Here is a 26,982-nt window from a genome sequence, read left to right as displayed (position 1 = left end):
AAAGGATTCTATGCATTTCCTTGAACAAAGCACGCAGGACCTGCGGAATTTTATATCAGGCTTAAAAACCAACACACACCAGGGCGGGGCTTCAAAATATCCGAAGCTGACGGTTATCACACCTTCATACAACCAGGCGGCCTATCTTGAACGCACTATACTCAGCGTTTTAAATCAAAATTACCCCAACCTGGAATACATTATTGTCGACGGTGGTTCCACTGACGAAAGTGTTGAGGTGATCAAAAAATATGAAAAGTACCTTTCCTGGTGGGTTTCCGAGAAGGACCGCGGCCAGGTTCATGCCATCAATAAGGCGCTTGAACGCGCAACCGGGGACTACATTACCTTCCAAAATTCAGACGATGTATATTTTCCGGGCACTTTCAGTCGTTTTGGAGAGGCAGCTTTAAAATACCAGTCTGACATCCTATACGGTGATCTGTACATGATCACGACCGACGATGAGGTGACGGAGATTTTGAAAACGACGTCATACAGTTTTACCTGCCAGATTTTGGAAGGTATGCAAATTCATAATCAGTCCTTGTTTTTCAAACGATCGCTGATCCGGCAATACGGAACATTTGACGAAAGCTACCGGTTTGCATTCGATTATGAGTTTATAACCAGGTACACTTCTCATGCAACTACCTCGATACGCAAAATCGACGGACTGGGTGGAGCGTTGCGGGTTCATGCTGACGCTAAGTCGTCAACCATTGCATCGGTGGGAAAAGAGGAACATTCGAAAATACAAAAATTGTACATTTCAACGAACAGTTCCTCTGCTCTCAACAAAATGAGGTATCTTTGGTGCCGGATTCGCAAAATATCTTACTTCGTCCTGCGATTGGATATAAAATACATTAGTTTCAGATTATCCAGATGAATTGGAGTTTACTTAATGTAGCCACAAATTTTAACTATCTCAGGTACTCAGTGGGCATCGCGATGATGTTCAACGGATTCCCTCTGATATTTTTTATCCGCGATACCCTGGGTGTAGGACCAGCCAGCAGTGTTTTTACAGCTATTTTCTTTTCGCTGGCACTTTTGCTGATGGTACCGCCAACCATTTTCAAGCGTCTATATAAGCCCAATGTTATTCTATTGAATCTCGGAATAGGCTTTCTCGCACTGACCTTGTATTATTTCTTTTTCATGAATTCAGTGGGTAAATCAGTGGCGGACATTGGCAACTTTGTCTTCACATTCGGCTTTATAGCCCTGCTGCTTCACGTTCCGAATGACGTCAAGGATACGCTTATTATGGTACTATTTCTCTTCTCCTTTTTTACCAATATCACGCTCGTCTACTCGCTCCTTACTGACCCTAACTGGACGCCCGGTATGCGTGCGGCGGTGAGTTTTGCGAACGAAGGAGCCCAGCCGGGAGGAAATCCGCACATTACTGCCCGTAATGGCGTCATTTGCATGGTATCCGCATTTGTAATGCTCAGCCGGACGCCAGGTATATTGACCAAAATATTTCTGTTCTTTTCCATTCTTTTTGGTCTGGGAGTACTCGTGCTTTCACTTGCCAAATCCAGCTATCTGGGTGTCGGTATCATGATCGGCGCTTACTTTCTCTTTCAGTTCAAATTCTCCAATATCACTACGGCAATCCGGAATGCATTCAAGTTCCGTAATATGCTGTTTATCATATTGATATTAGTCGGTATCAACTATTTCCTCAGCCGGTACGGCGATATCCTGAACCTCTTACTAGGCTATTGGGATATTTTTGAGAACCGGATTCTGGATGTAATCTTTACCTCTACCGGGGTAAAACTTTCGGATACCGCCGATGTCGATGCCTCCGCGATGGGCCGCGTAAGTGGTTTTGGCGAATTCCTTGAAACACTATTCTCCTGGGAAGTATTTTTGGGTAGAGGGTATAAAAATGAGTACCTGGACGTCCCTATTCTCGAATCGTGGGTTAACCATGGGATATTCGGGTTTGTATTTTTTGCGAGTTTCAACTTTTTCCTGTTCATTTTCGCAATCCGGGAAGTCAAAAGATATACCAATCCACTCACTACATTCCTTGCCTATTTCTTTTTGTCAATGATGGTTTTGCTGGTTACCGGCGGAAGGCCATACGATATCGCTTTCTGGTTCCCTTATTCCGTCATGATCCGCTTCCTGGGAATCCGCTATCTGGATAATATCCGTAAACCTGTTCCTAATAATACGTTGACAACCGTAACGTCTTAAAATACAGCATCCTTGATCTGTTGATTCAGGAGCTCCAACCACACGCATGAAAGACCGAGTTGAACAACTGGATGGATTAAGGGGCATTTTTGCAGTTCTCGTTATCGCCCACCACCATAATGCATTTAAGGAGTCGGTCTTCTATAACAATTTCTTTGTCATCAACGCCAGCCTTTTCGTTGACTTTTTTTTCGTTCTGAGCGGCTTTGTGATCGCATTGAATTATGTCAATCGCATTCACACTCCCAGGGATTTTTTTACATTCCTTAAAAAGCGCTTCATTCGCCTGTATCCTCTCCTTTTTTACACCGAAGTGGTTTTTATAATCGCCAACTTGCTCGGAGAACAGAGCCCTTTGAAAAATGTCGGAAGTCTGGGACTGAGCTATTACTTTTTTACAGCTTTTGATACCCTCACTTTTATGGGTTCCAGTACCGTTTTTGGCGCGTGGATCAGCAATAATTATCCTTCCTGGTCCATTTCAGCAGAAATGATTTCTTACCTGGTTTTTGGGTTGGTCCTGTTGCTACTGCCCCGGTTCAAATATTTCGTATTCATTTTAATCACCATTCTTTCCGCGGTTTTCATCTATTCGCGGGGCGAGTACCTACTCGCATATGACTATGGTTTCGTCCGTGCGCTGCTGAGTTTCTGTTTGGGAATATTTACACATCTCTTGCTCAGTAAAAAAAGCTTTCATCTTTCTGCATTCGAAATTCCCTTTTTGCTGTTTCTCGTGCTGTCCATGTACTGCGTCCACCATTTGGACCTAAACCTTTGGAAACTGGTTTTCCCCTTCATTTTTGCATTAGGCATCATTATTTTCAGCAGTTCGACGGGCATAGTGACGCAGCTGCTTTCGAGTAAGCCTTTTCAATATCTGGGTAAAATCTCTTATTCTATCTACCTGAACCACGCCATTGTGCTGATCTTTGTCAATGTGGTTCTTTTTCGCGCATTGAAATCTCCGGAAAATGAATGGATGTTCGGACTTTCGCTGGCCTTGTCCATAGCGCTGACGATCCTGTACTCGCATTTCACATATGAATGGGTGGAGAAGCGGTTTGGTAAATTTTTGAAAACCCGACTGAACTGACATTACCCTAATGTGGCATGGTCTTTATCTCGTTAAATTCATCCACAAGCTGCAAACCTTTCGCCGCTCAGGTTGGTTACTACATAAACAGATATTTGAAATCATGGCAACATTCTCAGAACTCATCAACAGCAACAAACCGGTCCTGGTAGACTTTTCAGCGGAATGGTGCGGCCCCTGTAAAATGATGAAACCCATTTTGGAACAAGTGAAAGCCGACCTGGGCGACAGCGCGACCATTATCAAAGTAGATGTGGATAAAAATCAATCTGCTGCGAATGCTTACAAAATTCAGGGCGTGCCGACTCTGATTGTTTTCAAACATGGCAAACCAATGTGGCGGCAATCCGGAGTGGTACAGGCAGACCAATTGAAATCAGTCATTAAAAAATACATCTAAGAGTCTCCGAAGCAATTTTCAACAGTAATGATCCGAAACAACAGCCTGGAAGTAGTTAGTAACCTTGATTTTAGCCTTGGACAACCTGATCAAGGCAGTTATGAACAATACAAATTTGTAAACTGCACTTTCTCGGATCTTTCAGGAATTGATTTCATCGATTGCATTTTCCAGGACTGCAATATGAGTAACGTCAATGTTAAAAATTGCAAGATTTCAGACATTGCATTCATCAATTGTAAATTGACGGGAGCCAACTTTTTCGAAAGTAAAGAGTTTGCCTTCGCCGCTAATTTTGAAAGTTGCATTCTCGACTACGCCATTTTCGACCGAAAAAAACTGAATAAATCAGCATTCAATAACTGCAAAATTCATGGTGCCGACTTCACCCAGGCCGATCTTTCCAAATGCAAAGTGCATAACTGCGATTTCTGGGATGCGGTTTTTTTTAATACCAATTTGCAGGGCGTTGATTTCAGTACCAGTAAGAACTTCACCATTGATCCCACCGCCAACAGTATCAGGAAAGCGAAATTCCTCTCTTCCGATCTGGCCGGGCTTTTGACCAAATTTGACATAATTATCAAATAGAATTTTGTCTGGCTTCCCTTTTTTTGTTTCTTGGCGGAGTTAAATTTTATAAACGGGATCATGTCAATTCAACTATTCGCGGAAAGGGTTTTTACAGGCATAGAAGTTCTTGAAAATCAATTAATCACAATCCAGGATGGTAAAATTGCCGGAATGGAGAACGCGAAACCCGATCCCGGAATTACAAAAGTTGCCAATCTCGCCCCCGGGCTTTTCGACAGTCACATTAACGGCGGTGAAAAATATTATTTTACCGAGAGAGCCGACGAAGAAACGATTGATGACATATACCAGGCCAGCCTGAATACCGGCGCCGCCTACGTGCTTCCAACCCTGATCACATCTCCACGGGAAAATATTTTAAAGGGGATAGAAGCCACTCGTAGCTATATTTCCAAAAATCCTGCATCCGGTGTTCTTGGTATGCATTTGGAAGGACCATTTCTGAACCCGATCAAACGCGGCGCTCATCTTTCGGAATATGTACGAAAGCCTGGCAACGAGGAACTTGCTGAAATCATCAAATATGGGAAAGGCGTGATCAGGCTGATCACCATTGCACCTGAAATGTTCACGGACGACCAGCTGGCTATGTTGCTGGAATCCGGTATCACCGTTTCCGCAGGTCATTCCAATGCTACCTATGAGGAAGCCACCAGCGCATTTGGAAAAGGAATTCAGCTGGTTACCCATTTATATAATGCCATGTCAGCGTTCGGGCACCGGCAGCCCGGCCTGGTAGGCGCTACTTTTGACACGGAATCAGTGTATGCCCCTATCATCATTGACGGCGTACATTGCGATTTTGGAGCAGCAAGTGTGGCTTATAAGATCAAAAAAGACAAGCTTTTCCTGATCTCCGATGCACTATTCTTAGGAGAAAAAGTAACTGAATTCAAATGGGGTGAATTTGATGCTTACCTTAAAAATGGTCGTTATACCAATTCAGATGGAAATTTGGCAGGCGCAACGATCTCACTCGGAGATGCAGTTCGCAATGCTGTTCAGCACGTAGATATCCCTTTGCAGGAAGCAATTGAAATGGCAACCATCCGACCCGCGACAGCATTAGGTTTGAATGACAAGATCGGAAGCATTGCCATCGGCTATCCCGCCACGTTCACAACTTTTGACGATAACCTGGACTTGTTCCATGTCCTGTCACCCAGGGCTTAAGCCCTGGGCAATACGGGCCTAGATTATAGCACGAGCATACCGCTCTCCCTCAGCTGTACCCAGGTAGCAGATTTGCTGAATGCCTCAAAACTGCCCAAACCGGCAGTTTCGAAGTCATTTTTCAGTTGTTCCAATGAATATGGTTCGGGATTCGAGATCAGCAGATCAGGGAGTATTTCCACGAGCCACTCTCCTACCGGCACATTCGTTTCGACCGCCCATTCTTTCTTTTTGTTAAAAAAAACGAGCTCCCCCACTTCCAGTACTTTTTTACCGCGCTGCTCTTCAAATACAGATAGTTCCGGAACGCTGCCAAGCCAGGTTACAATCGCATTGGGACGTACATTGGAATCAGCAGGTTCGCTAATGCTTCTTTCAATGTATTTGGGAGAAACAGAAGTCGTAGGCACCTTGAAATCAAACCACCTGGAAAGCGGAAAATCCAGGCAAACCCCATGCATATAATTGAACAATGATTTCCTCAACCCCTCTGCGAACCGGTCGTGATCAGCACCGAGCGGATCCTGGTGTTCAAGATCATTATTCGCAAATTTGCCCGTATTCGGGCCTAAACGCATGACATCAAACTCTTCCGGGTATAAACCGACCGGGCTGTGGGCAGTCATCGCAAACCGATGCCAGAACCCCGATTGGACTATCCCGACCTGAAAAAGCTGCCGCACCATTTCCAATGCGTCAATCGTTTCGTGAGCAGTTTGCGTCGGAAAGCCATACATCAGGTAGGCGTGCACCATGATACCTGCCTGCGTAAATGCATCCGCTACCCGGGCCACCTGAGCAACAGTAACTCCCTTTTTCATTCTTTCCAGCAACCGGTCCGAAGCTACTTCCAGGCCGCCGGAAATCGCAATGCATCCGGAAGCTTTCAGCAGCAGGCAAAGATCAGGCGTAAAATTCTTCTCGAAACGGATATTGGTCCACCAAACTACCGTGATTTTGCGCCGTATGATTTCCAATGCCAAGTCCCTCAATAAGGCAGGTGGTGCCGCTTCATCAACAAAATGAAACCCATTCTGCTGGGTTTGTGCAATGATTTCTTCAATCCTGTCACATAACAACGCCGCCGTCATAGGTTCGTAGCGACGGATATAGTCAAGGGAAATGTCGCAAAACGAGCATTTACCCCAATAACAGCCGTGCGCCAGCGTCAGCTTGTTCCATCGCCCATCACTCCAAAGGCGGTGCATTGGATTGACGATTTCAATGACGGACAAATAATCATGCAATGGCAGATCGCTGTAATCGGGCGTGCCGGTATCACGCTGCGGAACATCCTTTTCCTTCGCACCATTGTGGTAAATTACTTCACCATCGACCAGCGAATAAACCCTTTTCAGCATCGAAAGTGACCTTTCTCCGTCCAGATATTCCAAAAGCGACAGCAAAGGCGCTTCGCCATCGTCCAGGCAAACAAAATCAATGTAATTGAAAACCCTCGGTTCTTTCAATGAGCGAAGTTCGGTATTAGCAAAACCGCCACCCATTACTATTTTGATCTCAGGATAATGCGCTTTCAGGTACTGACCGCATTTGAAGCCACCATACAGATTACCAGGAAACGGGACCGAAATGCAGACAATATCAGGGGCGTATTTCTGAATTTTTTGTTCCAATACTTTCTTCAATGTGTCTGACAAAAGCGTATCCGGCATTTCCAGCGCCTGTTCCATTTCATCGAAACTGGTCGCCGACCTTCCCAAACGCTCAGCATAGCGGCTAAACCCAAAATGCGGATCGACTGCTTCCTGAATCAAATCTCCGAGATCTTCCAGATATAATGTAGCCAGGTGACGCGCTTTATCATGAATTCCCATGGTTCCGAAAGCCCAGTCCATGTCTTCCAGCTGCTGAAACCTACTGGCTTCAGGCAGATAGCTTCGATCACAAATGCTGTGAGCTAGTGTAGGATTTATATTTTTAAGAAAACGGATGACGGGATCAATGGTACTGATATAATCATCTTTGAGCGAATAAATCCGGAAACTATTGTCACTCAGTTCAATGTCAGAAGCGTCCAGGTCTGAAAACAGCTTTTTTAGACCTTGCGAAGAGAACAATTCAAGGATCACATCAATACCCAGATCGGCCTGATACGACTTCCTTCCCAAAGTGTTCAGAAATCCTTTCAGGTAAGCAGTGGCGGGATAAGGCGTATTAAGCTGGGTAAATGGCGGGGTTATGAATAATGTCTTCTTCACAGATGCTGATTTTCTTCATCGCAAAGTTAGGGGTTTTGGAATTTCAAACCCGATCTATGTTCGCGCAACAGGAGATATAATACTCCGAACGCTTTTTGAAATCGTTAGCAGTCAGTGAATGAACATCAGCAAAACTTACATTTTCAAATTACGGTATATCATTCCCGATTTCGTGGTCATATCATTTGGCTCGGTACTGATATTGGGATTTATCCGGTGGTTTTTCTTTCTCGAATATCCGATCCTCGAAATCAAGGAAGAGGTCTGGAATTTCTGGATACCGGTCATTTTCCCGTGGATTCCCAATTACTTCTGGTTCGGGCACAAGTTCAAATTTCTTACATTCAAAAAAGACATTGAAAAAAGGCGCTTTTCCTTTCAGCTCATCATATGGTTCGCCATGGGAATTATGCTTATTTTCTCCCAGCACTATCTCACCACCACGACCGGAAAGCTACTGACCGTTAAAAATGTCAAGGAAATTCAAAAACATGACCGAGTAAGATACTACCGCATTACCGATTTTGCTGTGCACAAGTTTATTGGCGGTGTACAAACTCATTTCAGGGTCTCGGGCAAGTGGAACTCGGATCTTAACATTACCATTTACTTTGTTAATCCTATTTTAACGCATAAAACACAGCACATCGTTACCACTCCCGCATATTGGTACGGAGTAAAATTTCACAAAAGAATCAGCAATTTGGGTAGCAATGCGAAGAAGGAAAGAAAGTATCAGGCCTTTTTCAAAGAGTGTGTGACCAAAATGGAAAAGTATGATTACCACAAACTAGATCATTTCGAATGCAAACCTGCATCTGTGGACAGGGAAAACTTCCGCACAGCAATCCAGTTTGCAACCAGGGCTAATGTAAAAAACGATGTAATGGTGCTTGAACCAGTTTTCGAACCTTACGAAAAACGCGACGGACACAAACTCGCATGGATGTTCGGATCATTTATTATAGGATTGGCAATTCTGATGCTCACATTGATCAAACCGGCATTGATGGAGAACGAAGAACTTAATGCGGTTCCGGATTTTTCAGGCCCGAATGAAAATTGAAATTGACTGCCCTTCCCTTCCTGCCATCCTCTCGTATTTGGAAAAAGCCAATAAGAAGTATGTTATGAAAATATGAATTGAGCGACGCTGCTAGCCTGTTTGATTTCAAATGAGGTATTATTGTTATCGGAAAAATAACAAATCTTTATGCGGCACCTTACCCAACTATATTTCAAATCGTTTTTTACGCTTATTCTACTATTATCCTGCTGTTTAGCTTATTCACAAGAGAATAAGACTTATCCTGCGTCAGTTTTTCCCGACCGCATCATACTGGGTTACAAAGGCAACCCTGCCATTTCACAGGCCGTTAACTGGCGTACCGATTCTACAGTTACCAATGCCGTTGCAGCGATTTCGGAAGCTGATCCCTCGCCGGATTTTCAACCACATGCGAAAATAGTAAAGGCATTGACCCAACCTACGATTTTAGATGGCAAAACTGTCCTCTACCATGAAGTGAATTTTACAGATCTTAAACCAGCCACGCAGTATGCCTACCGTGTTGGAAATGGCAAGCAATGGAGCGAATGGTTTCATTTTAAAACCGCTTCTGATAAGCCAGAACCGCTTTCCTTTGTTTATTTTGGCGATGCTCAAAATGATATTCGCTCGATGTGGTCACGGGTAGTACGTGGCGCTTACTCGAATATTCCGAAGGCCAATTTCCTTATTCATGCCGGGGACCTGATCAACCGTTCCAATAGTGATTATGAATGGGGCGAATGGTTTGAAGCCGGTGGCTGGATCAATGGTATGGTACCGAATTTGGCAGCGCCTGGTAACCACGAATATTTTACAGATACAGATAAAAAAGAGAAGGTTTCGAAACACTGGCGGCCACAATTTGCATTACCGGAAAACGGCCCGGACGGCTTACAGGAAACCGCCTACTACATTGATTATCAAGGAAGCAGATTTATTTTTCTTAACTCAGAAGAAGCAACCATTGGTCGCAAAGAACTTGATAAACAGGCAGATTGGTTTGAGCAGGTTGTGAAAGAAAACCCGAACCGCTGGACCATCGTTGTTCATCACCACCCGATTTTTTCAACCAAAAAAGGACGTGACAATGATGAGTGGCGCGATAAAATGGAACCACTTTACAGAAAACACAAAGTTGACATTGTGTTGCAAGGCCACGATCACACTTACGGCAGAGGCATCAATATGCCTGTGGGGCAGAGTCGCAAGAAACCGGATGGCCCTATATATGTAGTGTCGGTGAGTGGTCCAAAACAGTATGACATCGGTTTACAAAACTGGATGGACAGGGCCGCTTCCAATACGCAGCTTTATCAGGTGATCACGGTTGAGCAGAACAAACTGTCTTTCAAGGCTTTTACAGTGAATGGTGATCTTTACGACGCTTTTGACCTGAATAAAGACAAAGCGGGAAGTAACACATTAGTTGAGCTTTCCACAGCTCTGAAAATGCAGGAAAGACTGGAATTGCCTGAGCGTTACCAGAAAAGCTTCAAAGAAGCCGAGCTGAAAGAGTATAACGAGCGCTACCAGGAATATAAAAAGCGGAAGGGTATTAAGTAAAAATAAAACAAGACTTGGTAAGTCTGCCAGACTTGCCAAGTCTCGGAGCTATCCCATCATCTGTTGAATGTTCATTCGCGCCTACATTAAATCTCAAAGCCAGTGTGCTGGACCGAAATGATCCGTACCAGCGCTAAAATTTTGTGTAGCATTTTTCAGATTATTTCTTCGAGGCCCAAAGAATAGCGTTTTTGAAAATGGTTTTGTAGTCTGCGCTTTCGAACAGCACAGGCGAATGTCCCATAAAAATGTAGATATTTCTCGCCTTCATTTTGGGATTGGACCAGATCACCGGATGGTCGCCCATTTTGATCTTCGAGTCGGGCGAGTAAGTCGATTCGTCCACACTCGCGATCACATTTACATTCGGCCTCGGGCTCTTATCGTAGATGTACCATTCCTCTTTTTTGACCAAAAATGAAGCGGGAACACCTTTCATAACCGGATGCTTTTTGTTTTCAACGTTGACTGTCGCCGCAGCAAAATCGGCAATGTAGTTCTTGTACCTGATTCCGCCCATAAAATCCGAAAACCAGGGCCAGATCTTGTATCCGTCAAACTCTCCAAGCAATGTCGCGTGATGAAAACCGATCCAGCCACCTTTGCCTTCATTGATATATTTTTCAAAAGCCCCCACAGCCTCCGGTTTCCAGGCATAGGGAACGTAATCCAGCTGAATAATCAACTGATAATTTGCAAGATAGGCCTCGTTGATCGGATCTGTCTTATCAATGTAATCAATGGAAAAATTTTCTTTACCAGCCAGCGAATCCAGCCATACTCTGGCCGCTTTGGAATACGCAATATGGTGCCCACCAGGTTCCGCCATCGCCAGAACCTTGAATTTTGATGGTTTCGACTGACCTTTTGAATCAATAGAAAAAAACAAAAAGACAACAATCAAATAAACGGGAAGCTTCCCGAACACATTGTTCATAGGATTTAGGAGATTTAGGAATCATTACGGCCTCATTTCAGAACCGGCAAAAGTATGCTGCTGCTGTTTTTAGAATCGTGGTGAATGGTAATCCTGGACTTTTGAAAATCCGATTCATTCGCTTCAAAGATATTGACGAACTTCTGCGGATTCCGGTCCACCAGCGGAAACCAGCTGCTCTGTACCTGCACCATTATCCGGTGCCCTTTTTTGAAGGTATGGGCTGTTTCATTCAGCTTTACTGTCACTTTCTCGATCTTATCTTTTATAAAGGGCTCTGGCTTAGAAAAGCTATTCCGGAATTTCCCACGCAGCACTTCGGCACGCACCATTTGCTGGTACCCGCCCATTTGTATTGCCCGCTGACCATCCTGAGTCGCGGGCAAGGTCGCTCCTGCAGGCCACACATCAATCACTTTCACGATAAAGTCAGCATCCGTACCGGTTGTGGAAACCATTAGATTCGCAATGATTTCGCCGGTCAATGTCACATCGTCGGTCAATGTATCTGTCTGAAATGTCAAAACATCCGGACGCCTGGCAGCAAACCGCTGATCTTCGGCCATGTACTCATTGTTACGGTTGCCGCCGATCACATTGGTATAAGGAACTGGTTTGGCCGGATCACTTTCATATTCCGACGCACTTTTAGCAGCAGTCGGTTTGGTTGTCGAAAGCTTACCCTTCGCATCAAAATAGTAGGATGTAGGCTGGCTGTTTTTAGGTGGCCACACATCATAATTTTTCCATTGATTAGAGCCCGTTTCGAACACAGTTACCTCAGGCTGATCGAATGTGCCTTTTCCTTTCAGGTAAAAATTAAAAAATCTGGTCTCAATTTCCTCCTGAAAATACTTGTTCACATCAGCCCCAAACTGGTACTGAGCAAAAGATTTCCAACTCGGCGATGCCCAGCCCCCATGCGTCCAGGGTCCCATTACCAGCCGGTTGTTGTTACCCGGCGTTTGCTTTTCAATGGCCGCATAAGTTTTCAATGCGCCATAAAGATCCTCCGCATCAAACCAGCCTCCGACTATCAAAACAGCAGGTTTGATGTTTTTCAAATGGTTTTTAATATTTCTCGATTGCCAGAATTCGTCGTAAACCGGATGCGCCACTGTTTGTCGCCAGATACTATTTTCATCAGCAAAATAAGGAGCGGCATTCGCTTTTTTCAATGGTCCAAAGTCTAGAAAATATTGGTAGGCGTCATTGAATTTCACATTGAAATGGCTTTGGTAGTTTTGCCCGTCCTGACTTTTCGGACCATCAAAACCACTGTAAAAACCAAAATTATCCATTAAAAAGAATGCCCCGTTGTGGTAGCAATCGTCGCCAATGAACTCGTCGGACATCGGGGCTTGCGGTGAAACTGCTTTCAATGCAGGGTGCGCATCAGGCAAGCCGGCGGAAGAGTAGTAGCCTGGAAATGAAATCCCCGATTGGCCCACATTGCCATTGTTTTTGGTATTTTTCAACAACCACTCGATCGTATCATACGTATCGCTGGACTCGTCGACATCCTTGTTACTCTTTTTTACATCAATGGCCGGAGTCATTTCACGGAAGTTTCCTTCGCTTTTGTAGCGGCCCCGCGCATCCTGATAAACGAAAATGTACTTTTCACGCATCAGATAACCATTGGGCCCCAGGCTACGGCGGTAATTATTCGCCCCATATGGCCGTACCGAATAAGGCGTCCGATGCATCAGGATCGGGTAACTTTGTGAAGAATCAATCGGTGTGTAAATGGCGGTAAAAAGCTTTACACCATCCCGCATGGTAATGTATTGTTCTGTCTTTTTGTAATTATTCCTAACCCAGCTTGTGTCCTGGACGGTAGTATTTTGTGCATTAGAAAAGAATGAGGTAACCAGCAAAAGGCAACAGAGGAAACTTATTTTCATGACTTACAATTATTTGATGAAGAATATGCCCACCAAAAATACAGAAGAAAGTGGTTGGCGTGCTTAAAACTTTTACCTTCCCGAGAAATTGCCTCACTCAAATAAATGAAACGAATAATCAAAAAGACTTTTATGATATTTTTTATATTACTGGCATTGCTGGTACTAGCCGTGGTCATGTTTATGCAGCAACCACAATTTGGAAAACAACCCTCCGGTGCCCGACTGGAAAGAATTAAAAAATCGGCCAACTATCGCGACGGGCAGTTTCAAAATGAAAGCTTTACGCCTGACCTGGCCGAAGGTGCTAGTTATTTCAAAGTGATTACGAAATTCTTCTTCGGCAAAAGCAAGCACAACCTCCCTGGTGCTACTATTCCTTCGCAAAAAACTGATTTGTTGCATTTAAACCCCGATGAAGATGTGCTGGTATGGTTTGGCCATTCGTCCTACTTCATGCAGATTGACGGCAAAACGATACTGGTCGATCCGGTCTTCAGCGGAAGTGCCTCGCCTCTCAGTTTCACAACGCCGAGTTTCAAAGGTACGGACGTGTACAAAGTTGAAGATTTTCCAAACATTGATTACTTGCTGATCTCGCATGATCATTACGACCATTTGGATTATGAGACGATCTTAAAACTCAAATCCAAAGTCAAAAAAGTAGTTACCGGACTCGGTACCGGCGAACATTTCGAGCTTTGGGGCTATGATCCGGCTGTTTTGTTGGAAAAAGACTGGAATGAAGAGGCTGATCTGGGGAATGGTTTCAAAGTCAATTTCACGCCGGGGCGTCACTTTTCCGGTCGTGGTTTTAGCCGGAACAAGGCACTTTGGGTCTCGTTCGTGCTGCAAACTCCAAGTAAGAAGATCTTCGTAGGCGGCGATTCCGGGTATGATCATCATTTCAAAAAGATTGGAGAGCAGTTCGGGCCATTCGACCTCGTGCTACTCGAATGCGGACAGTATAACGAATATTGGAAATACATTCACATGATGCCGGAAGAAACCGTAACAGCAGCCAAAGAATTACGCGCCGCCAAACTAATGCCCGTACACTGGTCGAAATTCTCCCTTTCCCTCCACGACTGGAACGAGCCCATCGAAAGAGCCACCATCGAAGCCAAAAAGCAAAATATGCCACTAGTAACCCCCATGATCGGCCAGAAAGTGGATTTGAATGGGGATATGGTTTTTGGGGAATGGTGGAAGGCGGAGGCTTTGCAGGTTGAGTAAATGTAAAAACAACTTGCATTACAAGTAACAAAATTGTTACTTTACGAAATACACACTATGAAATCAAGTAATGACATCAAAAGAATTGCTCAGTTTACTTATAGATGATGGTTGGTTTAAGAAAAGTCAAAAAGGAAGTCACTTGCAGCTAATGCACCCTACCAAGGCGGGGAAAGTTACAGTTCCAATGCACAAAGGAGACGTTAGACCTGGGACTTTGCACAATATTTTGAAACAGGCCGGGCTTAAATGACAATCCAGTTGGCAGAGGCCGGGGATTCAATCGACGTTAAAACTTTCAATAATGAAATCAAATCAAACCGTAAACAAAGACAATATCATCACACTGATTGTAGAGGGCGAAGGGAATTCTCTTTGGGGCCGCGTTCAATACGAAGACAATCTTATTGTTGATGAAGCCAGCTCTATCGAACAGTTAAAAATAAATATGCAGCAGTTGTTGTTCGATTTCCACGATCTTAATGCTGACTCGTACGAATTTCGAATCGAATATGATCTGACTGTTTTTTTCCAGCAATTTGATTTTTTAAAGGTGACTAAAATCGCCGAAGTATCTGGTCTTAATGGAAGTTTGGTGAGGCAATATGCTAGTGGAAAAAAATATCCTTCTGCCAAGCAAGTCGAAAAGATTGAGAATGCGATCAAGCAATTGGCTCATAGGCTTGAACAAGTGCACATTTACGCGCATTGAATTAGGTAACTCTATAAGCCGGAATTTTCAAAGAAACTAAGAGATATGACTCAAGAACTCGTTGAGAAATTTAAGGCTTACGCCGAAGAACGTCGAAAGGAAAGAGAAGCTTCCACAGATCGCGCCGGGCTTGCGCGAAAACGCTTGCAGAAAATAGGCTACCTCGATGAGAATGGAGAAGTGAGTGAGGCCTACCGCGGAGGAATTCCTAATCGCATTGAAACAATTAGGCTAATAGTATCTAAATAACGGGGGAGATAAGGAGCCCGTTGAGTTGGAAAAGACACTAGAAATTCCCAAATTTGGTTAGCAAGGAAAAGTAGATTCACCATTCAAATACACATTATGGATCAGGAAACAGTTGATAACGTGAGAGCTGTGATTGCAGAAAAGGAAAGAGCTATTTTCAACTCTGATAATCCAAAAATAGCTGCTACTAACTACCTTATTGAAGTAGGTTATTTGAATCCTGATGGCTCGGTCTCAGAAAAATATAGAGATGGAATCATTGAACCAGATAAGACTTCCGTAAGAAAGAAAGAGAAAGTATCCGTTTAAAGGCCGCTATCTCATATTTATAGTTTTCTAACAAATACGATATTTGATAATTATTCAAATATTACACACACTATTTTATGAATCAATATTACTACCGTAACACCACCGTGTTTGGTTTTCATGGATGCCGCAATGACATCAAACAGGATTTGCTGACAGGCAGGAAGAAATTCAACATCAGTACTAAGTCTTATGATTGGCTGGGCTCTGGTGCTTTACCCCGGCAGCGCATTTCGCGAACACGACCATATACACCTATGCGTTCGGAATCCCGATTTATTGACCGAGTTGTTCGACCCTGAGGACTACGGGTAGCTTTGAAACACAAATCAAGCCAAAACCACTTCCATCAACTTCTCGCCAAGACTGTGAATAGCATCTTCTAATTTTTTGGCCTGTTGCTCCGACGGAAATTTCGTACCAGCAACGTAATGTCTTACCAGCGAAGGATTTAGACCGGCACGTTTTGCTATTGCTCCTACTTTTACATCATCAAACAACTCGAAAAAAGCACTGAGATCATAAACATGGTCAAAGTGAATATTGCTGATATTCAGATTCTTCCATTCCTCGAAAGCCTTCCCCTCGTGATTGATATAATCATCAAGCAATTCCAACAAATTCTTCTCAATTTCTTCCAGGTTTTTGCCGGAAGTAACGGGAAGGTAACCAGGAACATTATCGATGCGTCCCCAAAGTTCGCCGTCACCTTTTTCAACTATTATTGTCAGTTTCATATCGTTCTTTATTTTAGACCGGACAGTTTCAAGATTTTACGGAGTGTTCCGATTGGAATGTCTTTGCTTCCATGAAATGGTACCGGGAGAGATCCATTTTTATCAGGATGCTGGAAAATCCGATGGCTTCCGCTACATCTCACTTCTTGCCATCCGCTTTCTTCAAGCAGTTTGACTAACTGTTTAGCATTCATAAATTATAGTGTGTGAGCAAAAAAATAAAGGTCGCAAATTTGCGACCTTTATCAAATATCTTTCGATAAAATTTTCAGTTAGTCTTCCCCAACTCCTGCACCTGCCTCTCCAACTCCCTTATCCGATCCTCCTGCCGCAAAGCCTTACGCTGCAACTCAATAAATTCATCTTTGGTAATGGTAATCAGGTTCTCCGATGGATGATCTTCAATGTTCCCCTGGCGGTTGTCTCGGTTATCCTTCAACATTGAATCTACACCGCAAACTAACCATTCTAAGTTGACATTTGAATATTTGATCAAAATTTTACCCAACACCTCCACTCCTACTGTCTTCTGGTTTTTAATCGGTTTCGCAATTGCTCCTTTTGAAACTCCAATGGAAGCCTCAAATGATGTGATTGATATTCCTAGATATTCTATTAGGTGCTTTAAACGCTCAGAAAACATTTTGGATAAAATTTTCTTCTAAATAATTTGTTGATCAAAATTTTCTTCACATCTTTGCTCAACAAAAACTGTTAAACGCAAATTACACATTATATGCACATGGAAACAAGTTCAAGTCAGCGCAGGGGCGTTTCGATTAAGCAACGGTTGCTGGCACGTTTTGGAAAGGCTAAGGAAATTGTGGGGCCAGGCTGGAAAGATGCACTGGCGAAATCGGATCCGTTTTTCAATACGCGGGAAGGTGAAGCCTTCATGCGGTCGGTAGCGCAGGCTTACTCGGATCCCAAGCGGGGGCATGTGGACCGTATTGAATGTGTAATGCTGGCTTTGGAAAAGATTTCAGGAATCGACGAGCGTTCGATTTGACTTGTAATCTTCGGCTCGGACATGCCACAGATCTTTTCTAAAAAACAAATGGCTAAATGACTGTTTGATTCACAAACCAGCCATTTAGCCATTCTCAAAGTCAGTACTTGACTATTGATTTTAATTCACTTTCGTAAAACGTAACCTTGACGTTTCGCCGCCGTGAGATATTTTAATGAAATAATTCCCGGTTGAAAACCGCTTCACATTCAAACGGTGATTGTTTTTCCCTTCCGTGATCTGAATCTGCGATTTGCTGACCTCCACACCCGAAACATCATAAATGCTAAGGTTTGACAAGCCCGATGTGCGGGATGAAAATTGAAGATCTACATAATCCTGCGCAGGATTAGGCGCTACTACCGTTCCTGATATCGTCGCCGGGGTTACAGAAACAATTTTGCTCCTTTGGAATGTCCCGTCAGTATCAATTTGTTTCAGCTGATAGTAGTTAGTGCCCAGCAATGGATTCTTGTCAACAAAACGATACTGGCCTACTCTCTGGTCGGTTAGCGATACTTTGCCAAGCATTTGCTCATTCTTCATCTGGCTGTCATAACGAAGCACTTCGAATTCTTTTCCATCCTGTTCAGAAACCACTTCCCAGGATAATTCTACGCCTTTTTCAACCACTGCTCCTTTAAAATTTGAAATATAAATCGGCAGAGGAACATTCACTCCGAAGTTCATCGCACTCGCCGTAGACTTACAGTTTCCGCCCTCTACTTGAAGTGTATACACCCCAGTCGGCAATGTACCAAACTGGATCACAGGATGGTTATCTTGTGGCGCGACGCGGTTTTGGCGAAGTACAGTACCACTTTGTAAAATCTTCCAGTCAATGGCGAAAATGTTATTCCCGTCAAAAAGGAATGAAAGAGTAGTTTCGTCAGAAGACAATATGGATTGCAAACTTGGCCCTCTTGAACATGCAGTACGGGTATCGGTAGCAGCAACGCTGAAACTTTTAACCGTTGGAGATGCCGCCTTACAATCTACCGGTGTAAGTTCGAAGTTGTATGTTCCATTTTGCAGGTAATTGAATGTCAGTGCTGTTGAATTGGTAGCCAGCGTACCCGTTTTCCCGCTTGCTACTGCATACGTTCCTTGCAAAATACGCCACGAGAAAGTGTGAAGGTTATTGCTAGCATAGTTAACCGTGATACCGCTAGGCGTGATATTGGTGATCGTAGTCGTTGCCGCAGCCGGTCCATTCAGGCAGTCGGGGATCGTTACTACGGGCGGGTTAATGGTAAAATTGAGCTTCGTTACTGCCGAGGTACAGTTTCCTCCTTCGATTTCCAATGAATAATTACCAGCCGCAAGTGAAGCGTAGGTAAGATTAACCGTTTTAGCGCCGGCCAGGTCGGGTGTTGTGCCTGTTCTTACGTCAGTAGTATTCGATTTGATTCTCCATTTCACGGTACTGATCCCCGTTCCATCGAAAGTGAATTGCAGGCCTGTTTGTGTAACATTTGTAACCGTTTTCAATGTCGGTCCAGCTGTACAATTGTTTTCTACGATAGGTGTTGCCGATTTTGGAACAATCGGCCAGAAGCAGCCGTCGACCATCTGAGTAGTCAGGACATTCTTCCATTTTGCACTCATGTAACTACCGTTTGCTCCCTGAATGGTAAAATTGAGCAAGCTCATATTGTAGTTTGTCGTGCGGTCGTCATTCTCACCCTGCTTAATCATTACCCTTAGCATACCGTCTACGTATTTGGTATACTGGTAAGTGTTCATGCCTCCACCTACATAAGTACCAAGCAAATCGCCGTTAGTCATTACAATACCGTTGCAGGTAATTTGCCCGTCTCCGGTACGTCCCAGCAAATTGCTTGGTGCAGTACTCGGGTCCACCGGATTGACGCAGTTACTGATCGTTGCACCGTCCGTCGGGTTGTCCTGAAATGTACCTTCTTTCAAATGGTAAAGAATCCAGATGTTGTCAGCGATCCGGCCATTCCAGTTCAGATAGATCCTGTTGTCCTGAATTCTGACGTTAACGGGCTGATTGTCCTGCGTGTGGCCGAGCAACTGACCATGCTCCCAGGTACGGCCTCCACAAGATACTTTGGTGGCAAGCGGTGCAGCGGTTCTGCTAGGGCTCTTACTTGCGATGGTAAAAGGCGCGTCCGCAGACTCAGCGTAAGGATTTTTAATTTCGTATGAACTATTCAAACCACTCATCACGACAACATCCGATTGACTGTTGTCGGTGTGTGTACTGTCGGCACTAAAAGGTGTACTTCTGATGCCTTCATGCGGAGCCGCTACAACCGACCCCGCCATTCCTCCTGCAAAAACAAGTTTTAATAAAAAATTCATAGTTTGTAAAAATTTGTGGGCTATAATAATTGTGTGTTTAATCCATTAATATATTAGTAACTTATTCTATCGTTGGCGCCAAATATACTACAAACCACTATAAACATTTCGTACAACAATAGAATAAAATTACTATACGAACGTCTTCGGACTTAGCCTTTTAGCAAAAATCGCGGCATACGGCGTGGAAATGCGGAAAACAAAAAAACCGTCCTGATCCAGGACGGTTTTTTGAAGATTGAAAGTGCAATCGCACGGTTTGTGACCCATAGGGGAATCGAACCCCTGTTTCAACCGTGAAAGGGTCGTGTCCTAACCGCTAGACGAATGGGCCGACTGGTCTCCTACTTCGCGCGTTTTTTTGCACTTTCTTTCACTTTGCGATTCCTTTTTCCGAAATCGTGGTGCAAAGATGCACGGTTGGATTTTAAATTGCAACTCCCCTGACGAAATAAAATTGAAATATTTTTTAGTTCTCTCATTTACAGACGATTCAATTCAAAAGTTTTTTTTATCCTTTTCCCCATGGCGGTAAATTCAGGTAACTTTCTAAATTTGGGTTTACGGGTTTTCACAAATCTCTTCCTATGACCAAATTTATCCGGTACTTCCTGTTACTCCTCTTGACAAACCAGGCCATTGCACAAAGCATCACTCCCGATGAGTACCTCGGGTTTCCGCTAGGTTCCAAATTTGCCTTTCATAGCCAGATCACCGATTACATCAATACGCTGCAAGCCCGGAACCCTGACCGCATGAAAATAACGCGTTACGGGACCACCAATGAAGGAAGACCTTTAATGGTTGCATTTATTGCTTCACCAGAGAATATGAGCAAGCTGAATGCGATCCGGGAAAATCATTTGAAGAGCATAGGTATGCTTCCGGGCAAGCCCGATGCCAGTGTTCCGCCCATTGTATGGCTGAGTTACAATGTTCACGGGAATGAGTCTGTTTCGGCTAATACGAGCATGAAAGTTGTTTACGAGCTGCTCAACAAAAACAATGCACTCACACAGGAGTTTCTGAAAAACATGGTGATCATGATCGATCCCTGCATTAATCCCGACGGATATGAACGCTATTCGCAATGGTACAACCGCGTACAGAATGTAACTCCGGATGTTACCCCATTTGCATTGGAACATGACGAACCCTGGCCAGGTGGCAGGTTTAATCACTATTTGTTTGACCTGAACCGTGACTGGGCCTGGCAAACACAAAAGGAGACGCAGGAAAGGATCGTGCTGTACAACCAATGGATGCCGCATTTTCACGCCGATTTCCACGAAATGGGCCCGGCAAGAAGCTACTACTTCCCTCCCGCCGCTAAACCCTACAATAAGGACGTTACGGCATGGCAGCGTCAGTTCAATGAACTGATCGGAGAGTACTGCCGCAAATATTTCGACAAAAACAACTGGGCCTACTTTACCAAAAATGACTATGACCTGTTTTATCCAAGTTATGGTGATACCTGGCCCACAGCCAACGGTGCCATCGGCGTTACTTACGAGCAGGGCGGCGGCGGCCGCGCCGGACTGGCGCTGGAACGTGAAGATGAGCACGACACATTAACCCTGAAAAACAGGATCGACCATCATTACGCGACGAGCCTTGCTACTTTGGAAGCAGTACTATCTCAAAAAGACAAGGTGGTTTCAGAGTTTATCAAGTTTCATCAGGATGCGATTAATGCGCCGATTGGAAACTTTAAAACTTACGTGATTAAAGCGAAAGGCAATGAAGAGCGTATCCGGTCATTTGGCAGCTGGATGGAGAAACAAGGCTTCACGTATGGTATTGCCGGAAAATCTATTTCAACCAAAGGTACCGAGCTCACAACAGTTACGGAACAGGCGATCAAAATCGAAAACAATGATTTGCTGATCAGCGCTTACCAGCCCAAGTCCAATTTGCTGCGCATTCTGTTTGATCCCAAACCGGTACTGGAAGACTCTGTTACTTACGACGTTACCAGCTGGGGACTTGCCTATGTTTTTGGACTAAAAGCCTATGGTTTGAAAGAGAAACTGGTCCCGGCTGCCTATCAGCCTGCAAAGATCGAAAACCCCATACCGGCCTCCTCGCCTTACGCTTACATTGCCAATTGGTCGGAAGTGGAGGATGCTGTGTTCCTGGCTGATCTTTTGAAAAACGGGATTTTGGTTAAAACCTCCAATGTACCGTTCGAAATGGACAAAATTTCCTACTCGGCTGGGACATTGATTATCACCAAAAAAGGGAATGAGAATGTCGCATTCGATAAGCTGGTAACTTCTCTTGCGACAAAGCATCACATTCAATTGATGCCCGTTAAAACTGGCTACGTGAGTTCAGGGCCCGACTTTGGTAATGACAATGTTGTCGCGATCAAAGCACCGAAAATTGTGGCGGTATCCGGAGACGGCATATCCCCGACGGCTTTTGGCGGCGTGTGGCATTTTTTTGAACAACAAATAAAATACCCGGTAACTATCGTCAGCGCTGCCCGTCTGGCCAGCCTACCCTGGAACGAGATTGACGTCCTGATCTTACCGGACGGCAGATATGGTGACATTATTAATGACAAACACCTGGAAGCATTGCAAAATTGGGTGAAGAATGGTGGCAAGATTATTGCAATGGAACGCGCGACAGAGGCATTTATGAACAAGCCCGGCTTTGCGCTCAGCAAGAAATTTTCAGACAAAAAGAAAGACGCCGACTTTTTCAAGAAATTCGGGGAACAGCAACGCGAAGAAGCCAGCGACTCATCACCGGGAAGTATGTTTCAGATCACCCTGGACCCTACCCATCCTTTGGCATTTGGTTGCAGCAAAGAATATTTCACGATCGTGCGGGATGCGTACGAGCGGGAATATCTCAAAGACGGCTGGAATGTGGGCTACCTGACCGAGGACGGGTACAAGGCAGGTTTTGTTGGAACAAAAATGACCGGAAAGCTAAAAAACACCCTCATCATGGGCGTACAAGACCTGGGACGCGGGCACGTCGTTTACCTCATGGATGATCCCGTTTTCAGGTCGATGCTTTATAATGGGAAGATCTTGTTCAGTAACGCGGTGTTTAGGTAATGAGTGGATTTTTAATGAGTGAATTGCGAATGAGTGAATGAGTGAATGGTAAAATTAAAATATTCACTCACTCACTCATTCACTAACTCACTCATTAAAAATACCGCACGGCCAACTCGTAACCCCTAAGCCCCAGCCCGCAAATCATACCTTTGCAGCGGGAGGTAAGGTAGCTGTGGTGACGAAATGATTCCCGGGCGTGGATGTTTGAAATGTGAACTTCCACGGCTGGTGTCGTTACCGCAGACAGCGCATCGGCCAATGCAATGGAGGTATGGGTATAGCCGCCTGCATTGATCACAATTCCGTCAAAAGTAAAGCCGACCTCATGAATTTTGTCGATCAATGCACCTTCGTGATTGGATTGAAAGTAATGCAGTTCTATTTCCGGGAAAGTGCTTTTCAATGTTTCAAAATAATCATCAAATGACTGATTACCGTAAACGCCGGGTTCACGTTTTCCCAAGAGATTCAAATTAGGGCCGTTCAGGATCAGTATCTTTTTCATTTGGCAACACAGGATTTAATATTTTTCTTCTTCCTATTATATGTGGCAAAGCTACATCAAACATTTTAAAAATTACCTGCGGCTCGAACGTTCGCTATCCGGGAATTCTGTGGATGCGTACGTCAGGGATGTGGAAAAGCTGGAAGAATTTCTGGAACTAAGTGAAATTACCCTACCGCCTGCAAAAATTACCGAAGAGCATCTGGCCGCATTTTTGAAATACCTGTCTGACCTAGGCCTGGCGGCACATTCGCAGGCACGAATGTTGTCCGGGATCAAGGCTTTTTTCAAGTATCTTTTACTGGAAAACGAAATAACCGAAGATCCTACGGAGCTACTGGAATCACCGCGGCTCCCCCGAAAACTTCCTGACGTGCTTTCGTACGAAGAAATCGAGTCCATGCTGGCTGCTATCGACCATTCCACGCCGGAAGGTACCCGAAACAGGGCCATTATGGAGGTATTATACAGCTCTGGCCTGCGCGTTTCCGAGCTCACGGGCTTACAGCTTACCCATTGCTATTTCGACATTGGTTTTATCCGGATACTTGGAAAAGGAGACAAGGTAAGGTTGGTACCGATCGGGAAAGAAGCGATTAAATACACGCAGATCTATCTGGAACATGTCAGGAATGACATTGCTGCTCAAAAGGACAGCGAAGACATTGTTTTCCTGAACCGGAGGGGCGGACAACTTTCCCGTGTCATGATTTTTTTAATGATCAAAGACACCGCCGAAAAGGCTGGAATTGACAAAAATGTGAGTCCTCACACTTTCCGACATTCATTTGCAACCCACCTCATCGAAGGTGGCGCCAGCCTGCGGGCGGTTCAGGAAATGCTGGGCCACGAATCTATTACTACTACGGAAATTTACACGCATTTGGACCGTGATTACCTGAGGCAGGTTATCACCGAGTTTCATCCACGGGCCTAGGGTTATTTGATGTCTTCCAAAAGGGAGTCTAATTTCAGGGAATCCGCATCGGGAGTGGCTCCGGGCAATGCACGGTTCAGCTGCTTTGGCTTGTTCCACGGTGCAGTAGTACGGCTTGACATGTCGTAAGAAATGTAGGCAAACAGCGTTACAAACAATATAAAAACAATGATAAAAATCCGGCTGTTCTTGTTGGGTTTATTCATTTCACTCATCTCCTCTAACCTGCTTTGGTGTTTTGTAAAGGACAAGATCTCCGGTTTTTGCAGATATCTCCTCCCACTTCTGTTCTTTAAATTCAACGATCGCAATCGCACCTTTTTTCATGGAACCAATGCTCGCGCCCGACAGATACTCTGCGAAGTAGGTGATATCCGGGTTATGGCCGAAAAGGATCAGCGACGACGACGTTTCCGAAACGTGCGTTACCGCATGAAGGTAAGCCCTGGGCCCGCCGTCATAAATGTCTGCCTGTGATTTAATGGCCGATAGGTCCACGCCAAGCTGCTCAGCAATGATTTCCGCAGTTTTGTAGGCTCTCGAAGCCGGACTGGAGATGTAAACATCCGGGTTGATCTTTTGCTCCGACAACCACTTACCCATCACCAGAGCTTCCGATAACCCTTTATTATTGAGATTTCTATCAAAATCCTTTATTCTGAAAGTCTGGTCCTCCGCGGTGGCGTGGCGGACTAAAATGAGGGTCTTTTTCATGCGTTTATTTTTTTTCAAAAATACAGAATCTCAATCGGTAAATATCCGCGCGGCGCACGAAAAAATTAGGTGTAATCATTTGACCATTTAATGTACTGAAACTACCTTTCGACATTAATTATTCTATCAAGCGCGACAAATAATCCGTAATTTTGTTCCTTAGGTATTGAATAGAAATCCATTATAAAGCATACCATGTTACAATTTTTGAAATATGTCCTGGCCACGTTCGTCGGAATAATCGTTTTTATCTTTCTCTCCTTTTTCATCCTGGCTGGTATTGGCTCCGCATTATCATCGGACGACACCGTGGTGGTTGAAGACAAATCAGTACTCAGGCTCGACCTCAACCAGCCCATTCAGGAAGTTGGGGTAGATAATCCCTTTGCCGAACTTGGCGGCCCATTCGGAGGAAATGAAAATGTGGTAGGATTGAAGGATATTCTGGAAGCATTGAAAAACGCCCAGATTGACGACAAGATCAAAGGTGTTTATCTGAAAACAGAAGGACCCGGTGCAGGCTGGGCAACTCTTGAAGAGATCAGAAACCAGCTAATTGAGTTTAAAAAATCAAAGAAATTTGTTGTTACCTACGGTGAAACTTATTCCGAAAAAGGATACTACATCGCTTCCGTTGCGGACAAAATATACCTTAACCCAGCCGGTGGCTTAGAATGGAACGGGCTTTCAGCCGAATACAGTTTCTTCAAAGGTACTTTTGACAAACTGGAAATCAAGCCATTGGTGTTCCGGGTTGGTGAATTCAAAAGCGCGATCGAGATGTTCTCTCGTCAGGATATGAGCGAAGCGAGCAAAAAACAATCTATCGAACTCATTCAGGCTATCAATAACAACTTCCTGAAAAATATCTCCGCTTCCCGCAATATCTCCACCGAAGAATTGAAAGGATTGGCCGATTCTCTGGCTGTTGAAGATCCTAAATCTGCATTGAAATACAAATTTGTGACGAATCTTGGTTACCAGGATGAATTGGAAACCGTTCTGAAACGCGATCTGAAAATCGAGGAGAAAAAGGGGATTTCTTACATTGGTGTTGAAAAATATCTCAAAGGCGAGAGCAAGATTAAGGAAGGTGATTTCAATAACCGTGTAGGCGTTTTAGTAGCAGAAGGTGAAATTACCAGCGGCGACGGCGGTGACGAAAATATTGGCTCTGAAAAATTTGTAAAAGAACTGAAAGAGATCCGCGAGAATGATAAAATCAAAGCGGTTGTGATCCGTATCAACTCTCCCGGCGGCAGCGCTCTCGCTTCTGATGTGATGTGGAGAGAAATCCAGCTTACTGCTAAAAAGAAACCTGTAATTGCCTCCATGTCGGACGTCGCCGCATCAGGTGGCTACTATATGGCAATGGGCTGCGATACCATTGTAGCTCAGCCGAATACAATCACCGGCTCTATCGGTATCTTCGGATTGATCTTTAATGTGACTGATTTTATGAACAATAAGCTGGGTATCACCTTCGACGGTGTAGGCACCAGTCCCCACGCTGATTGGCCCACTGCTACACGCGATATGACGGATTTTGAAAAATCAAGGATTCAGAAAAGCGTGAATGAGGGTTATGAGACATTTACAACAAAAGCGGCGGCTGGCAGAAAAATGTCGGTTGAAAAACTAAAAAGCCTTGCTCAGGGCCGCGTTTGGTCAGGTGTAGAGGCTAAGGAAAATGGTCTTGTGGATGTTTTAGGTGGTGTGGATGATGCGATTAAAATTGCTGCCAAAGCTGCTAAATTGAAAGAAGGTGACTACCGCGTTCGCTACTACCCGGAAAAGAAAAAGCCATTCGATGAGCTTTTGACCAAAATCATGGGTGATAACGAGGAAAAAGCAACAGCCAAAACACTGGGAGATCTTGCCCCATACGTCAAAATGTATAAAAAACTGATGAACATGGGCGGCACCCAAACCAGAATGCCTTTTGAGCTGATTATCAGATAAAAAGAAGCCTATTTCAACAAAAAATCCTTGCTCCGACCGGC

Annotated in this window: 27 protein-coding genes and 1 tRNA gene; 17 read left to right on the top strand and 11 right to left on the bottom strand. The window is 44.3% G+C overall.

Features of this window, described 5'->3' with window-relative positions; genetic code table 11:
- Positions 1-10: 10 nt before the first annotated feature.
- From ON006_RS31600 to nagA, 6 genes are all read left to right on the top strand, one after another.
- The gene (locus ON006_RS31600; RefSeq protein WP_244821878.1) at positions 11-892 is read left to right on the top strand and encodes a glycosyltransferase family 2 protein; all 882 of its coding nucleotides are present in this window, start codon (positions 11-13) and stop codon (positions 890-892) included.
- Positions 889-2,220, top strand: coding sequence for a hypothetical protein (locus ON006_RS31595; protein ID WP_244821879.1), 1,332 nt, complete (start codon positions 889-891; stop codon positions 2,218-2,220). Before ON006_RS31600 ends, ON006_RS31595 begins: the two co-directional genes overlap by 4 nt.
- Positions 2,221-2,266: 46 nt before the next feature.
- Positions 2,267-3,316 carry an acyltransferase family protein gene (locus tag ON006_RS31590; RefSeq protein ID WP_244821880.1) on the top strand — a complete coding sequence of 350 codons (1,050 nt, stop codon included), beginning with the start codon at positions 2,267-2,269 and terminating at the stop codon, positions 3,314-3,316.
- A 103-nt stretch (positions 3,317-3,419) separates the two neighbouring features.
- Positions 3,420-3,716 carry a thioredoxin gene (trxA, locus tag ON006_RS31585; RefSeq protein ID WP_244821881.1) on the top strand — a complete coding sequence of 99 codons (297 nt, stop codon included), beginning with the start codon at positions 3,420-3,422 and terminating at the stop codon, positions 3,714-3,716.
- A 27-nt stretch (positions 3,717-3,743) separates the two neighbouring features.
- A complete protein-coding gene (locus tag ON006_RS31580) occupies positions 3,744-4,307 on the top strand; it encodes a pentapeptide repeat-containing protein (protein WP_244821882.1) in 564 nt (187 codons plus the stop codon).
- A gap of 60 nt (positions 4,308-4,367) precedes the next feature.
- On the top strand, positions 4,368-5,483 hold the full coding sequence (nagA, locus tag ON006_RS31575; RefSeq protein ID WP_244821883.1) for an N-acetylglucosamine-6-phosphate deacetylase: 1,116 nt from the start codon (positions 4,368-4,370) through the stop codon (positions 5,481-5,483).
- A gap of 23 nt (positions 5,484-5,506) precedes the next feature.
- On the opposite strand, the gene ON006_RS31570 is transcribed toward nagA, so the two are convergent.
- A complete protein-coding gene (locus ON006_RS31570) occupies positions 5,507-7,702 on the bottom strand; it encodes a B12-binding domain-containing radical SAM protein (protein WP_244821884.1) in 2,196 nt (731 codons plus the stop codon).
- Positions 7,703-7,820: 118 nt separating this feature from the next.
- Between ON006_RS31570 and ON006_RS31565 the strand changes: the two genes are divergently transcribed.
- Both ON006_RS31565 and ON006_RS31560 read left to right on the top strand, forming a co-directional pair.
- On the top strand, positions 7,821-8,768 hold the full coding sequence (locus tag ON006_RS31565; protein ID WP_244821885.1) for a hypothetical protein: 948 nt from the start codon (positions 7,821-7,823) through the stop codon (positions 8,766-8,768).
- Between the two features lie 147 nt (positions 8,769-8,915).
- Positions 8,916-10,316, top strand: coding sequence for a purple acid phosphatase family protein (locus tag ON006_RS31560; RefSeq protein ID WP_244821886.1), 1,401 nt, complete (start codon positions 8,916-8,918; stop codon positions 10,314-10,316).
- A gap of 160 nt (positions 10,317-10,476) precedes the next feature.
- Here ON006_RS31560 and ON006_RS31555 read toward each other — a convergent pair whose 3' ends face one another.
- Together ON006_RS31555 and ON006_RS31550 are read right to left on the bottom strand one after the other, a co-directional pair.
- Positions 10,477-11,253, bottom strand: a complete 777-nt coding sequence (locus tag ON006_RS31555) for a ThuA domain-containing protein (protein WP_244821887.1) — start codon at positions 11,251-11,253, stop codon at positions 10,477-10,479.
- A gap of 32 nt (positions 11,254-11,285) precedes the next feature.
- Complete coding sequence (locus tag ON006_RS31550; protein WP_244821888.1) at positions 11,286-13,160, bottom strand: CocE/NonD family hydrolase; 1,875 nt, start codon at positions 13,158-13,160, stop codon at positions 11,286-11,288.
- A gap of 105 nt (positions 13,161-13,265) precedes the next feature.
- On the opposite strand from ON006_RS31550, the gene ON006_RS31545 reads away from it, so the two are divergent.
- The 5 genes from ON006_RS31545 to ON006_RS31525 all read left to right on the top strand — a co-directional run bounded on the left by ON006_RS31545 (position 13,266) and on the right by ON006_RS31525 (position 15,666).
- On the top strand, positions 13,266-14,396 hold the full coding sequence (locus ON006_RS31545; RefSeq protein ID WP_244821889.1) for an MBL fold metallo-hydrolase: 1,131 nt from the start codon (positions 13,266-13,268) through the stop codon (positions 14,394-14,396).
- A gap of 70 nt (positions 14,397-14,466) precedes the next feature.
- Positions 14,467-14,649 carry a type II toxin-antitoxin system HicA family toxin gene (locus ON006_RS31540; RefSeq protein WP_244821890.1) on the top strand — a complete coding sequence of 61 codons (183 nt, stop codon included), beginning with the start codon at positions 14,467-14,469 and terminating at the stop codon, positions 14,647-14,649.
- Between the two features lie 51 nt (positions 14,650-14,700).
- Positions 14,701-15,108 (top strand): hypothetical protein, encoded by a 408-nt coding sequence (locus ON006_RS31535; RefSeq protein WP_244821891.1) that lies wholly within the window; start codon positions 14,701-14,703, stop codon positions 15,106-15,108.
- Between the two features lie 45 nt (positions 15,109-15,153).
- Positions 15,154-15,357, top strand: coding sequence for a hypothetical protein (locus tag ON006_RS31530; RefSeq protein ID WP_244821892.1), 204 nt, complete (start codon positions 15,154-15,156; stop codon positions 15,355-15,357).
- A gap of 96 nt (positions 15,358-15,453) precedes the next feature.
- On the top strand, positions 15,454-15,666 hold the full coding sequence (locus ON006_RS31525; protein WP_244821893.1) for a hypothetical protein: 213 nt from the start codon (positions 15,454-15,456) through the stop codon (positions 15,664-15,666).
- Positions 15,667-15,995: 329 nt separating this feature from the next.
- On the opposite strand, the gene ON006_RS31520 is transcribed toward ON006_RS31525, so the two are convergent.
- The 3 genes from ON006_RS31520 to ON006_RS31515 all read right to left on the bottom strand — a co-directional run bounded on the left by ON006_RS31520 (position 15,996) and on the right by ON006_RS31515 (position 17,046).
- Positions 15,996-16,403 carry a helix-turn-helix domain-containing protein gene (locus ON006_RS31520; RefSeq protein ID WP_244821894.1) on the bottom strand — a complete coding sequence of 136 codons (408 nt, stop codon included), beginning with the start codon at positions 16,401-16,403 and terminating at the stop codon, positions 15,996-15,998.
- Positions 16,404-16,411: 8 nt separating this feature from the next.
- The gene (locus ON006_RS32395) at positions 16,412-16,597 is read right to left on the bottom strand and encodes a type II toxin-antitoxin system HicA family toxin (RefSeq protein WP_374760222.1); all 186 of its coding nucleotides are present in this window, start codon (positions 16,595-16,597) and stop codon (positions 16,412-16,414) included.
- 74 nt (positions 16,598-16,671) lie between these two features.
- Positions 16,672-17,046, bottom strand: a complete 375-nt coding sequence (locus tag ON006_RS31515; protein ID WP_244821895.1) for a helix-turn-helix domain-containing protein — start codon at positions 17,044-17,046, stop codon at positions 16,672-16,674.
- A gap of 99 nt (positions 17,047-17,145) precedes the next feature.
- On the opposite strand from ON006_RS31515, the gene ON006_RS31510 reads away from it, so the two are divergent.
- Positions 17,146-17,412 carry a hypothetical protein gene (locus ON006_RS31510; RefSeq protein WP_244821896.1) on the top strand — a complete coding sequence of 89 codons (267 nt, stop codon included), beginning with the start codon at positions 17,146-17,148 and terminating at the stop codon, positions 17,410-17,412.
- Between the two features lie 120 nt (positions 17,413-17,532).
- Here the strand turns inward: ON006_RS31510 and ON006_RS31505 are convergent, their stop codons facing one another.
- Together ON006_RS31505 and ON006_RS31500 are read right to left on the bottom strand one after the other, a co-directional pair.
- Positions 17,533-19,743 carry a T9SS type A sorting domain-containing protein gene (locus tag ON006_RS31505; protein ID WP_244821897.1) on the bottom strand — a complete coding sequence of 737 codons (2,211 nt, stop codon included), beginning with the start codon at positions 19,741-19,743 and terminating at the stop codon, positions 17,533-17,535.
- Between the two features lie 262 nt (positions 19,744-20,005).
- Positions 20,006-20,077, bottom strand: a tRNA-Glu gene (locus ON006_RS31500).
- 253 nt (positions 20,078-20,330) lie between these two features.
- On the opposite strand from ON006_RS31500, the gene ON006_RS31495 reads away from it, so the two are divergent.
- A complete protein-coding gene (locus ON006_RS31495; protein ID WP_244821898.1) occupies positions 20,331-22,820 on the top strand; it encodes a M14 family zinc carboxypeptidase in 2,490 nt (829 codons plus the stop codon).
- 94 nt (positions 22,821-22,914) lie between these two features.
- Here ON006_RS31495 and aroQ read toward each other — a convergent pair whose 3' ends face one another.
- Positions 22,915-23,328 carry a type II 3-dehydroquinate dehydratase gene (gene aroQ / locus ON006_RS31490; RefSeq protein WP_244821899.1) on the bottom strand — a complete coding sequence of 138 codons (414 nt, stop codon included), beginning with the start codon at positions 23,326-23,328 and terminating at the stop codon, positions 22,915-22,917.
- A 40-nt stretch (positions 23,329-23,368) separates the two neighbouring features.
- On the opposite strand from aroQ, the gene xerD reads away from it, so the two are divergent.
- Entirely contained in the window at positions 23,369-24,265 is an 897-nt protein-coding gene (xerD, locus tag ON006_RS31485) for a site-specific tyrosine recombinase XerD (RefSeq protein WP_244821900.1), read from the top strand.
- A gap of 2 nt (positions 24,266-24,267) precedes the next feature.
- On the opposite strand, the gene ON006_RS31480 is transcribed toward xerD, so the two are convergent.
- Positions 24,268-24,471 carry a hypothetical protein gene (locus tag ON006_RS31480; protein ID WP_310590204.1) on the bottom strand — a complete coding sequence of 68 codons (204 nt, stop codon included), beginning with the start codon at positions 24,469-24,471 and terminating at the stop codon, positions 24,268-24,270.
- 1 nt (position 24,472) lies between these two features.
- Entirely contained in the window at positions 24,473-24,979 is a 507-nt protein-coding gene (locus tag ON006_RS31475) for a SixA phosphatase family protein (protein ID WP_244821902.1), read from the bottom strand.
- 195 nt (positions 24,980-25,174) lie between these two features.
- Here ON006_RS31475 and sppA point away from each other — a divergent pair, with 195 nt between their 5' ends.
- On the top strand, positions 25,175-26,941 hold the full coding sequence (gene sppA, locus ON006_RS31470) for a signal peptide peptidase SppA (RefSeq protein WP_244821903.1): 1,767 nt from the start codon (positions 25,175-25,177) through the stop codon (positions 26,939-26,941).
- The last annotated feature ends 41 nt before the right edge of the window (positions 26,942-26,982 follow it).

It is taken from the genome of Dyadobacter pollutisoli (genome assembly GCF_026625565.1).
Lineage (GTDB): Bacteria > Bacteroidota > Bacteroidia > Cytophagales > Spirosomataceae > Dyadobacter > Dyadobacter pollutisoli.
Note: the sequence above shows the minus strand (reverse complement) of the source record. Positions and strands in the feature narration are given on the sequence as shown.